The sequence below is a fragment of the Streptantibioticus rubrisoli genome, assembly GCF_024436055.1.
In the GTDB taxonomy this organism is placed as follows: Bacteria; Actinomycetota; Actinomycetes; order Streptomycetales; family Streptomycetaceae; genus Streptantibioticus_A; species Streptantibioticus_A rubrisoli.
Window position 1 is genome coordinate 64398 of the sequence record NZ_JANFNH010000014.1, and the last position, 11249, is coordinate 75646.

Below are 11249 nucleotides of genomic sequence, written 5' to 3' on the forward strand. Positions count from 1 at the left end.
CCATGGCACGCTTCGCCCGCTGGTACGGCTCCGGCCCCCTCCACCTGCTCGTCCTGATCGCCTCGTTCGCCGTCACCGGCTACGCCCTGGTGCGCCTGTTCGCCGTCCGCCCGCTCGAGGTCGCGATCTGGTTCGTCGGCGCGGCGATCCTCCACGACCTGATCCTGCTGCCCCTGTACTCACTCGCCGACCTGTCGGCACACGCCGTCCTGCGGCATCGCGCCACCCGCATGCCACAACCACCGTGGATCAACTACCTGCGCGTGCCCACCTTTCTCTCCGGTGTGCTCCTGCTCGTCTGGTTCCCCCTCATCTTCGCCCTGCCGACCCCCTACCCGGGGGCCACCGGGTTGTCCATGGACGTCTACCTCGGCCGGTGGCTGGCCATCACCGCCGTTCTCTTCGTCGCCTCCGCCGTGGCCTTCGCCCTCAAGCTCCGCCGCGTCCGGCGGGCCGCCCACGCCGACGAGGAACGACCTGCACCAGGTCACGACGCTGCATCGTGACGACCGACGAGGACGGCTCGCCCTGCGCTGGGGAAGACCCCTATGCGCTCGCCCTACGGGCCGGCCACGGGCCGGTGTTCCTGCGACTGGCGGACGGGTGCCGGATCCGGATGCCGGTGCATCGCTGGTACGCGCATCCCACCCGGGCCGACGAATCAGTGCTCCATCGCTGTGTCGGCCCCGTTCTCGACGTCGGCTGCGGACCGGGCCGACTGTGCAGGGCACTCCTGGGCCGCGGAGTCTTCGCACTCGGCGTCGACGTGACCCCCCGCGCGGCGGCCCATACCGCCGCTCTCGGCGGGATCGCACTGTGCCGATCGGTGTTCGACCGGCTACCGGCCGAGGGAGGCTGGCAGACCGTCCTGCTCATCGACGGCAACATCGGCATCGGCGGCGACCCCCGCGCCCTGCTGTACCGCTGTATCCAGCTCACCGCCCTGACCGGGCTTCTCCTCGTCGAGGTCGATCCCGACGATGTCGAGGAGCGCTGCACCGCCCGATTCGAAGACATCCATAGCCACGAGGGCCCGCCGTTTCCCTGGGCACGTCTGGGAGCACCAGCGCTCCACAGGATCGCCGAGGAACTTGCCCTCAGCGTCACCGACCAGTGGAGACACGGCCACCGACGCTTCCTCGCCCTTCGCCGCCAGGCCTGGGCCTCGGGCCCTCGCTGATGACCGCCTCGCCACGCAGCAGCGGGGAGACACGGTACGCCCACCGGTCGGGGCAAGTGTCGGCAACCGGCACGTGCGATGCGCCGATTGTGCTGTGCCTACCCCGGTTCGACAGCCCGGCGATCTTCGCCCGGCTCCTCGACGATCAGCGCGGCGAGGTACGCGCGGTCAGCCCAGTCGAAGCGTGGTTTGGGGTTCGTGCGGCGCAGTACCGCGACCTTGTGCCGCAGGACCAGCGTTTCGATGTCCCTGGACCCTGAGGAACGGCAGCGAAGTGCCAGTCAGCCGAGCAGCCGGGCGAAGAGCAGGTAGAGCAGACGTAGCGACACCGGTGCCGTATCGCGGCGCTCGTGTCAGTCGCTCGGGTCGGCTACTGGGCTTTCCTTGGTGTCTGTGGCGTCAGTACGCGGTTCGGTAGCCGTTCGCGGCACCAGCGCACTGCACGGGCCCCGGTCTTCGCCAGAGCTCGAAGGCTCGCGGGCAACGAGGGGTCGCCATGCGGCGGACTCACACCACGACGATCAATGTCCAGCACAGGCCGGTGAGTTTCGCGGCGGCCCGAAGACACCGGGCGCCACCGTTCTCTCTGGAGGCCTCACGGGCCGGGAACCAACAGGAGTCAGCCCGGTGCCCATGTGACCACCACGAACCCCGCCACAACACCAGTCCAGCAAACCCCTGATGGGACGAGCCGGAACCACTTACTCAAGGATTAGGAACCAGGGACCACTCGCGGGCCACGGTACTTGAGGCGTTGCAGGAGTTTCGACGCCGGGGCGACGTGGTGTTCGGCCCTCCGGGCCACAAGCAGGGCCGTGGGGTGGCGGCTCTCCGTCGGTTGACAGCGTGGTTCGTGAGTGGTCAGGCCCTCACGCGGATCGCCACGAGGGCCTGACACATCTCGCCACCGGCGACGCGCGCCGGCGGTTTGCCCGGCGGACGCGGTGGCTTCTCCGCGATCTGGCAACGGCCCGATCAACTGTGCCGTGCAGGGCCGTCCAACTCGCGGCAGCACTCGGGCGTCACCCGTCGGGCCCGCAGGCAGCGCAGCAGTTCCTCGCCGTACGGCAGCGCTACGAACGTGACGACCGCGGCTCCCACCCCGGCCAGGTACCGCGCTGGCAGTGGATTGTCCTTGGGCAGCAGTTTCCAGCCGTCGGCCCGCGTTCCGCCGCACACCATCGAGCGTGCCTGGTCCCAGTGCAGGCAGGTGGCGAACGCCGCCGCGGTGAGCGGCAGAACCTCCAGGAAGCTGTGGATGTGCTGCTCCAGCGGTCGCACCTCGCGTTCTCCCGTGGCGACGGTGACGTCCCACATCGCGGTGGCACCGTGGGCCACCGCGGCTGCGCCCATCACCGAGAGCACCAGCGGGTTGATGCGCGCCAACAGTCCCAGCGCGACGGGCGTCCCCGTCTCGGCCATCATCAACAGGTGGATGAGCGACTCGCGGGTCCCACTCGTCTTCTCGATCCGGGTACGCCGGTGCATCACCCAGTCGGCCACGCCGGGGACGAACCACAGCGGCAGCACGCCGTAGAGCAGGAACCTGCGGTTGGCACTCTCCACGTCGGTGGCGGACGGCGGGATCCGCAGCGCGGGCCGCCCGCGCCAGGACCGCCACCTTCGGACAGCGGAGTTTCGCGGCATGAACAAGGCTCTTCCTCGCTCTCCGGTAGCTGTTTCGGAACCCTGGTTCGATCCGTCTTCTCCGGCACTGTTACCACGGAGCTCCCGTTTAAAAAGTTCTCGATGGGCAGGCATTGACGTAGAGCACCTAGGAAGCACGCGCCGGACCGCGGAAGGAGCTTTGCCCACTCAGCCGCTCCTTCAACACGGTGCTCTGATGACGCAGCGTCAGAATCGCCACGCTCTTGTCGCGGTCGCGCATCGGCAGCAGCCGTAGCATCGTGAACGCGTTGGTCACACTCAGGTACGCCAGGCGCAGCAGCACGACCGATCACCATGCCGAGGTGATCGCCCGCCTCCCTAGAGCGCCAACCTGGTGACGCGGTCGACATCCCCCGAATCATTACTCACCGGCTCTCACCAGGGCGGATGAGGTCATCGGCAAGGGCAACGGCAAGGCCACGAGGGCCTTGCGCCGTCGGTCGAGCATGACGCACGCCCCATCACTCGAGCCAACAGCCCTGAAACGCCGAGTAGTTGAAAAAAGACGACTAGAACCGCGTCCACGCACGCGAAGCGGACGGCGGGTACGCCGCACCGCACCTGCGCCGCACTGCGCACCGCACGCTGCGCCTGGTGCGGTCCGGAGATCAATCTGAGGGGTCGGCCCTCTGCCGTTCCCGGCCCAGTCAGGGGGGCGGCAGGTACGCCGTGGATCGGCGAGTACGCCACTTGCGGGCTGCGGGCAGGAGCTCTTCTAACAGGTCATCTCATTTGGCGAGTCGGCGGTAGCAGATGAGGGAGGGTGCAGGCGATGCTGGTGAAGGCGAGGAAGTGCTCGGGTTTGCGTTCGTATGGACACCAGCCTTGGCGGTCAGCAGGCGCTCACGGTGGCCGTTGCGCCACGTCGTGCGCTGCTCGCCGTGTTCGCCCGGGACGGCGCCGATGGCCTCGGTGGCCTCCGCTTCGCTGAGTTCATGCAGGATGCGCTCGCAGAGCATCCTGATCGTCTCAACTGCGTCGGCCCTACGTAATGACTGCAACAGCCGCATCAGGTCTAACTGGGAAAGGGCCATCGTGCACTCGCTCCTCCGGTTGAACTGCCCGTTCACCGAGGAGACTCGCGCGATGGCTGCCTTCGCTCAGGAAGCAGTCACCGCCGACTGATGTACGCCCCGGCCGGACACCCGCGCGTTCGCCGAATGGTCTAGCAGCGATCCCCTCTCATGGCCCACGGGCGCCAAGCCGCCGAACAGCGGGGGTATCAAGCGCGTCCGCGCCGGTACACCGCTCTGCGGGACCGGACCGAAGGAGGGGATGTTCGCGGCCCCTTAGCCGAGGCAGAACTCGCTGCCTCGATGCCCGGCATCGGGATGCACGCGTCATCCTCATTGCCGTCATACAGCGTTCGCATGTGTACCGCACCGAGCGGGACCAGCCGTGCGCACTCGGCCTCAAGTGCGGCGAGGCGCTCCTCACCGAGGCGCTCTTCACTCAGGAGTCCCGTGCCGACCCCTACGCCAAGATGCAGCCGGTTCTTGGCGGCCTTCTCTTCGGGGACACACTGGAAGTACACCCGCGGACCCACCCCTGAAGGGTCAATGCAGGAAAGCCACGCGTCCTGCTGCTCCGGTGGCTGCGAGCGCTTGAAATCACCGCACGTGGCAAACCGCTCCGGTGGCGGCGGTACGGCATAACCCGACACCCTCGCACCAGAAACGGGCGGGGCGCCCAGGTTCTGCGCCGTCGAAGGTGACTTGGAACGTCTTGATCGACATCATCGAGCCACCGTATTGGCGCGTTTTCTTCAGCGAAACCCCTAGGTGCCATTGCCGCGCAGGGCGAGCTCAGCCGTTGGCCCCTTAATTCATAACAGGCTGTCCGCCAGTTTCTGCCAGATGCGCTGCCGCCTACCATGCCGCAAGGATGAGCGCGCGGCCGACTCGTGTCGGCGTCCCATCCCGCTTCTTTCAACTCGTGGTAGAACCACTCGATGCCACGTCAAAAGTGTCCCGCAGCCGGTGGCTGACGCCTTGGGACGTGACCGAAACTCGCGGGTCGAGTGCCGGACGGTGATAGTTTCTGACCTTCGACTCGGTGGCGCCCTGGTGGTGCCTTGATACAGCCGCACTGAATAGAGGGAGACGATGTCTTCGTGTAGCGACACCGCCACCCGCCTGCTGCCCGCAGCCCACGGCGACGTCGACAAACTCACAGCGTTCGGCGACTCGCGAAGCACCACGAGCGAACCGGAGCGACCGCACCGCGAAGGCGAAACGCCTACCTGGGCTCATCAGGCTGCCCCTCGCCAAGGCACGGTCAGCGTCGGTGACCGCACGAGCCGAGGAGCCGGGTCGGGGGCCGTCGGCAGCCGGAGCCGTTGCAGGTGCCACGAACGTCGAGCGCATCGTCCGTGGCACATGCAATGGCTCCGGCCAAGCACCGAAGTGTTGGCGCGCGCCGTCGACCGTGCGCGGAGACGCCCGTCCGGCGCGGTGGTCGTAGTCGACCGATACCGCAGCGCAGATTTCACCGCGGTCGTCAATCCAGGAAGCGGGCACGCTCAGTGACTTCATCAGGCCGTCCTATACTATTTGCTTGCGACTTTCAGACGGGTCAGCTCAATTCGTTGCTCGCCATAGTGGCGGAACTGTCACGCCGTGGTGTGCCCGACTTGTGGTTCGTGGCAAGTTCGAGATATCAAGCTGATATTGAGGCGGCGGCAACCAACTCTAAGATCAACTTCCTTCCCCTTGACGAACCTGGAGAACGGCGGGTCGAAGTTGTTGATGGCGAGCTCTTGGCTCTGCTGCAACGCGGGCAGATGAGGACCGACGGCCTCGTGGAATTTACCCGACGGCACATCGACTTTACACGCAGTGTCGACGGGTACCAACGGACGCTCGATATCATCGATTCGCTGGATCCGGCCTGTATGGTTATCGATGTTCTCACCTACCCGGCGATCGACGCGGCGATGACCCGCGGCACGCCGTTCGCGCTCACGGTGCCCGCGATGCCGAGCACGGCCGCCAGGACTCCGTGGGATTACCCGAGCCCGATGTCGGACCTGCCGAGGCGCATGAGCATCATCCAGTTCGCCTCGAACGTTCTCTTCAAACTGCGAACCGCGATGGCCGTCGCCACGCAAACGCCGATCATCGAGTTCACCAAGAAACGTAAGGCGATGGGTATCAAGAACCCCGGCGGCGCACCGGCCAACTACGTCGACGCGGCAACGCTCGTGCTCACATCGTCCGTTTTTGGGGTTGAGTACGAGTTCCCTGTGCCGCCTCAGGTCAATTTGGTCGGAGCGTTCGTGTCGGAAGCCTCAATCGGTCGGCTCGAGGACTCGAGCCTGTCGCAATGGCTTGACGACAACGCGTCGGTCATTTATATGGGTTTCGGCACTATGATGCAGTTGTCGCCCAGTCAAATCTCGGCACTTCTTGGCCTGATCGAGCAACTCGGTCCGAAACACAAATTCCTGTGGAAGGTCTCAGCGGCTCAACAGAAGCTGCTACCCGCCGCTTCGGAGCTGCCCAGTAATCTTCGTATCGAAAACTGGGTTCCCTCGCAGCTCGATGTGCTCGCCCATCCGCACGTGCGAGCGTTCGTCACTCATGGTGGGTCCAACGGCTTCCATGAGTCGATCTACTTCGGCAAGCCTGTACTGGTCATGCCGGCGTGGCTCGATTGCTATGGGATCGCTCGGCGTGCTGTCGACAGTGGCGTTGGGTTGGCTGTCCGTCGGCCGGCCGACGTGACGAGCGAAGAACTGGTCGGCATGCTCACCCGACTGCTGACCGAGGACGCGTTCAAGGAGCGCGCCGAATACTGGTCCGCACGTGTGCGAGAGGCAGGTGGAGCCAGCCGTGCCGCTGACCTAGTGCTGAAAATGGCCACGCCATCCCACCAGTGATTCGTGCAGCCGGAAGGTCGAACTCCTCTCGACGACGAGCGTGGTCGAGGCCTGGGTGCGCATGCACAGAGCCCACACCAGCAAGAACAGCGTGCCGCGCGACAGTACGATCTCGGGGGATGCACAAGGACTTGGCGCTCCGGTCGCGTTCGGTGTGTCCTTCAGGAACAGCTAGCCCATCGCCAGCGTGACGATGCGGACAGGCACGTTGATGTAGTTGATGTAGAGGCATGACTCCCAGCTGAGCGATGGTGGCGCCGCGGCACGAAGCCAAGGTCGCAGAGGCCTCCGGCGGTTGGCCATGAACGTCGGACTGGCCACCCCGATTTCGGGCAGGCCGACCTGCGCCTGGACGCACCGCTGCGGGCCGGGAGCACCCGCCGTTGTGTGAACCGTGTGAACCGGCAACGGCTTTGCGACGTACCTGGGACACGTCCGATCCAGGCAGCGGCCCCTCAACGACTCGGTAACGGAGGCTGAAGTGGACGTCATGACGGCGATACTGACTCGTCGCAGTGAACAGGTGCTTCGCGAACCCGCCCCCGGTGACGCGGAGTTCACCTACCTGCTCCAGGGCGCGAGTACCGCGCCCGACCACGGCAGGCTCCGGCCGTGGCGTTGGGTCCTGCTACGAGGGGAGGACCGCGACACCCTTGGGACCTGCCTCGCCGCCGAGGCCGCGGCGCAAGCCGACGACATCCCCGGCGAGACGCTCAGGGAGAAGTGCCGACGGGCGCCGCTGGTCGCAGCGCTGGTCTTCACACCGTGTCCGGAGCACAAAGTCCCCGAGTGGGAGCAGCTGGCAGCGACCAGTTGCATGGTCCACGCCCTGATGCTGCTACTACACGCGCGCAACTACGGCAGCATCTGGCGCACCGGACGGCTCAGCTCCAGCCCGGCAGCCCGCAGGCTGCTGGGTCTGGCGGACCCCGAACGGCTGCTGGGCTCCCTGGACATCGGAACACCCGAGGCGACGGCCCTCCACAGTCGCCGCCCTCTGGGCGATGTAGCTCACCACGTCACGCGGTTCAGTGCGATCCGCTCGCGAGTGGCCGACCCCGTCTGATGCGGTCACCCATCAAGAGGTCTGGTGTCCTGGCTCCATGGCGTGCATGCCCAGCGGTGGTGCGGGATGGGGCTTTCGATGGCGGTGACGCGACCTTCGCTGAGCAGCAGGGGTCGGGTGCTGCGAGCTGGCGCGCGCCTCTGGAATGTGCGGACCCGGTAACCAACCCAGCGAGTTCCTCCGCGGTGTCTGGATGCCGGTGGTGAGGAGCTTCAGTCCGGCGTCGGTAAGCAAGGCGTCGAAGGCCGCGGTCAACTTCAAGCCCCGGTCGTGGGTGGGGAGTTGGGCCCTGCTGCTGGCGTCCTCTAAGCGTTCTCGGCGGGTGCGGTAGGCGCCGCCACCGCCTTGTACCTGGTCGAGGAGGGCGTGGAGTTCGGAGCGGGGGATGCGCAGGGTCGTCCTGCCGGCGGTGACGGTGAGTTCCGCCTCGCCGCCCTCGTAGGAGGGGGGCGTGGTGAGGTCGTCGATGGCCTCGGGGCGGTGTTCGTTCTCGACGCGCCGTCGCAGGACGGCCGCCATACGATCGTCGGACTTGACCAGCCGTGCCCGCGGGGTGTCCTCGCCGAGGATCTCGCCGTCCCACAGGCGAGTTAGCTGTACGGCGTTGACGTTGCGGACGCCGAGGGCGGGCAGGACCTGTCCGACGTAGTCGAGGAACCTCTGGTGGGGGGCGATGACGAGCACATCCTGAGCTGGGAAGTGCTTGTTGTGGACGAGCCAGGTCACCCGGTGCAGGCCGACGGCAGACTTGCCGGTGCCGGGGCCGCCTTGCACGATGAGGATGTCGGAGGGCGAATCGGTGACCAGGGCCATCTGATCCCGCCGGATGGTCTCGACGATGTCCCGCATCCTGCCGCCGCGCGAGCGCTGGAGTTCGCGCAGCAGGAAGTCGTCGGGCCCAACGGCCTCTTTCTTCCGCCGCTGGCTGGCCATCTGTGCGGGGGTGGGCACCGGCGCGCGTCTTCCTCCCCGCTGCCGTGGGACGGTCGCTGGGGGCGCAGTCTCGGTCGCAGGCTGACCGGCGGCCTTCGAAGCCGGTTGTGGCGCGGAGATGGTGGTGGCGATCTCGTCGAAGTAGTCCTGGACGGTCCGCTGTGTGCAGCGCAGCTTCCGTCGTAAGAGCACCTCGCCCGGGGCGGTGGGCAGTGCCTCGGCCCACTTCTTCGCCTGCGGGCTGGTCCAGAGAAGGACCACAGGGTCGCCGGTCGTGGCGTCGCGGACGCCACGGCGGCCGATGTACCAGGTCTCCGGCTCGTCGCCGGGCTTCTCCTGTACGTCGACCCGGCTGATGACCAGCGATTCCTTGCCGAGGCCGCCGTAGGCATCGGCCCGCCTCTCGCCGTCGATCCGGTTGGCGACGCTGTCCTTGCCGCTTGCGGAGGCCAAGGCGAGCGAATTGCTCGTCAGTTCGGCCAGCCTCGCGGCGTAGCAGTCGTAGGCGCGGTCCACTGCCTTCTGTTCGATGGCGATGATGTGCTCGCGCGTGGTGGTGCCCATGTACATCCCCTCCCTTGCGGCGCCCCGAGGACGCCGCGCCGGGCATCTCCCCATGCCCGGGCAGAAGGACTATCAGAGACCTGCTGGTAACAAGGGGTAAAGCGGTCAGCATCTGAACCAGTTCACCGACTTCGGTGCGCCAGGTGCGGACCTGGTCGTGGGTGGGCGCCTGACCGGTTGGCTCACCGACTTCCAGGTCTCGGTCGGCCACTACGCCAAGAACATCGTGGAGCCGTGGAAGGACCTGGAGATGCACGAGGACGTGGTGGTGGAGGGCGCTGACGCCGTCACGATCCGCTTCCGTGTCGAGGCCACACACATCGGCGAGTTCCTCGGCGTCGAGCCCACCGGCCGTCGGATTTCCTTCGACGCCATCCGCATCGTGAAGGCGCGCGACGGCAAGGTCACCAGGGGGTGGGCGCAACTGGACCTGCGGGGTGCCCACCGGCAACTGACGGACGGACGAACACGGAACACGGAACGCGGGACACGGAATGCGGGAACAGCCACGGGGCCGAGGCGCGAAGCGGTCGGCCCGCGACCGAGCTGGGGCAGGCGCTCCGGCCCCACCAGGCCCCGGGACCCGTCTGTTTCGTCGGCGGACCTCCAGATGCCCCATCTGCGCTGGGCCGAAGAGGGCGGGGTCCGCGAGACGAGTGTGTGACGCATGCCTGCGGGTGGAGAAGTTGAACGGTCACATTCTGGCAACAGGCTGCACACTGTCTCCCTGACGCTGCCACAGTTCCCTCACCTCGCCTCGACGCAAATAGGGGGAGCCGTGCGCCGTACCGTTCCGGCTGTCGTCCTACTCGCAGTCTGCGTACCCCTCGCCGCCTGCTCTGGTACGACGGTCGCATCCTTGCCCGTGCCGACCGTCACAGTGACGCGCTCCGCACCCGTCTCGATGTCACCAAGTCCGATGGTTGCGTCCGCCACTTCGTCTGCTTCTCCGACGGCCGCTGTCCCGGCCGCCACGACGCCAGCGCCGCCGCTTGCGCCGCGACCACACCTGACGAATGCCTCGGCCGTCGTCTCGCAGTACTACCAGGACATCACCGATCACAACTATGCGGCCGCGTGGGCGCTCGGCGGCTCCAACATCGCCGGGACGACCTACGACCGATGGGTAGCCGGATTCGGCACCACGGAGAGCATCACACTGGGCAGTGTGAGTGGCTTCGGATCATCCCAGGTGCAAGCGGCGCTGTACGCCACTCAGACCGACGGCACCGTCAAGGTGTACGACGGCACATATGTCGTGTCCGACGGCGTCCTCGTCGGCGCGTCGATCCGCCAGGTGAATTAGGGCCCGATGAACTCGACGAAACATGTGGGGCGTTCACTCCGGGGAAGTTGAGTCGTCACCGTCCCGCAACGACGGCCCCCGATCGGTACACGGCTGCCACAGTTGCCCCACTTCATCTCCATCAAGGGCGGCGCTGTGACCGCACCGGCCGTGGCAAAGGCGAACCCGTTGTCGTCGTCGGCGGATAAGTCCCCGCCCACCCGGGACGTCCTTGTCTGGATGAAAGTCCCCGGCGTACCCGACAGCGCACAGGAGTTGGGGGACTTCCAGGCGGCGGTGCCCCCGCAGAATCGTGTCGGCGTGACCAGACGTTGCCGTCGCAGTGCCCTGGGCGGCGGTCGGATCAGCGCGGCGAGGTACGCGTGGTCGGCCCAGTCGAAGCGTGGTTTGGGGTTCGTGCGGCGCAGTGCCGCGACCTCGTGCCGCAGGACCAACTGCGGCTCGATGTCCCTGGACGCTGAGGAACGGCAGAGGAGTGCCAATCAGCCGAGCAGCCGGGCGAAGACAACGTAGACAGACGTAGCGGCACAGTCCGAGATCCTTCCCGGAGCGTGGTGCTCTCTCCATAGCCGCTGATCACTGGGCCAGGCCGAGTTCTGGAACCCGACAGGGTTCTCAGTGTGATCGGTGGTAACTGGCCCGCGGTCCACGC

9 protein-coding genes and 2 pseudogenes are annotated in these 11249 nt (G+C 66.7%); 6 read left to right on the forward strand and 5 right to left on the reverse strand.

Going from position 1 to position 11249, the window contains the following annotated elements:
* Positions 1-2: 2 nt before the first annotated feature.
* Together NON19_RS15090 and NON19_RS15095 are read left to right on the forward strand one after the other, a co-directional pair.
* Positions 3-506, forward strand: a complete 504-nt coding sequence (locus NON19_RS15090; protein ID WP_255928268.1) for a hypothetical protein — start codon at positions 3-5, stop codon at positions 504-506.
* Positions 503-1180, forward strand: a complete 678-nt coding sequence (locus tag NON19_RS15095; RefSeq protein WP_255928270.1) for a class I SAM-dependent methyltransferase — start codon at positions 503-505, stop codon at positions 1178-1180. Before NON19_RS15090 ends, NON19_RS15095 begins: the two co-directional genes overlap by 4 nt.
* Before the next feature lie 975 nt (positions 1181-2155).
* Here NON19_RS15095 and NON19_RS15100 read toward each other — a convergent pair.
* The 4 genes and pseudogenes from NON19_RS15100 to NON19_RS15115 form a co-directional block, all read right to left on the reverse strand.
* The gene (locus NON19_RS15100; RefSeq protein ID WP_255928272.1) at positions 2156-2827 is read right to left on the reverse strand and encodes a diguanylate cyclase; all 672 of its coding nucleotides are present in this window, start codon (positions 2825-2827) and stop codon (positions 2156-2158) included.
* Positions 2828-2954: 127 nt separating this feature from the next.
* On the reverse strand, positions 2955-3131 hold the full coding sequence (locus NON19_RS15105) for a hypothetical protein (protein WP_255928274.1): 177 nt from the start codon (positions 3129-3131) through the stop codon (positions 2955-2957).
* Between the two features lie 535 nt (positions 3132-3666).
* Positions 3667-3882: pseudogene (locus tag NON19_RS15110) on the reverse strand (transposase); the annotation flags it as partial.
* 255 nt (positions 3883-4137) lie between these two features.
* Positions 4138-4587 (reverse strand): annotated as a pseudogene (locus NON19_RS15115) (VOC family protein).
* Positions 4588-5435: 848 nt separating this feature from the next.
* On the opposite strand from NON19_RS15115, the gene NON19_RS15120 reads away from it, so the two are divergent.
* Positions 5436-6728 (forward strand): glycosyltransferase, encoded by a 1293-nt coding sequence (locus NON19_RS15120; RefSeq protein WP_255928278.1) that lies wholly within the window; start codon positions 5436-5438, stop codon positions 6726-6728.
* Positions 6729-7218: 490 nt separating this feature from the next.
* Complete coding sequence (locus NON19_RS15125; RefSeq protein WP_255928280.1) at positions 7219-7794, forward strand: nitroreductase family protein; 576 nt, start codon at positions 7219-7221, stop codon at positions 7792-7794.
* 12 nt (positions 7795-7806) lie between these two features.
* Here the strand turns inward: NON19_RS15125 and NON19_RS15130 are convergent, their stop codons facing one another.
* Complete coding sequence (locus NON19_RS15130) at positions 7807-9291, reverse strand: helicase domain-containing protein (RefSeq protein ID WP_380607610.1); 1485 nt, start codon at positions 9289-9291, stop codon at positions 7807-7809.
* A gap of 157 nt (positions 9292-9448) precedes the next feature.
* Between NON19_RS15130 and NON19_RS15135 the strand changes: the two genes are divergently transcribed.
* Both NON19_RS15135 and NON19_RS15140 read left to right on the forward strand, forming a co-directional pair.
* Positions 9449-9955: an ester cyclase gene (locus tag NON19_RS15135; RefSeq protein WP_255928282.1), complete on the forward strand. Its 507-nt coding sequence runs from the start codon at positions 9449-9451 to the stop codon at positions 9953-9955.
* 195 nt (positions 9956-10150) lie between these two features.
* Positions 10151-10597, forward strand: a complete 447-nt coding sequence (locus NON19_RS15140; RefSeq protein ID WP_255928284.1) for a hypothetical protein — start codon at positions 10151-10153, stop codon at positions 10595-10597.
* The last annotated feature ends 652 nt before the right edge of the window (positions 10598-11249 follow it).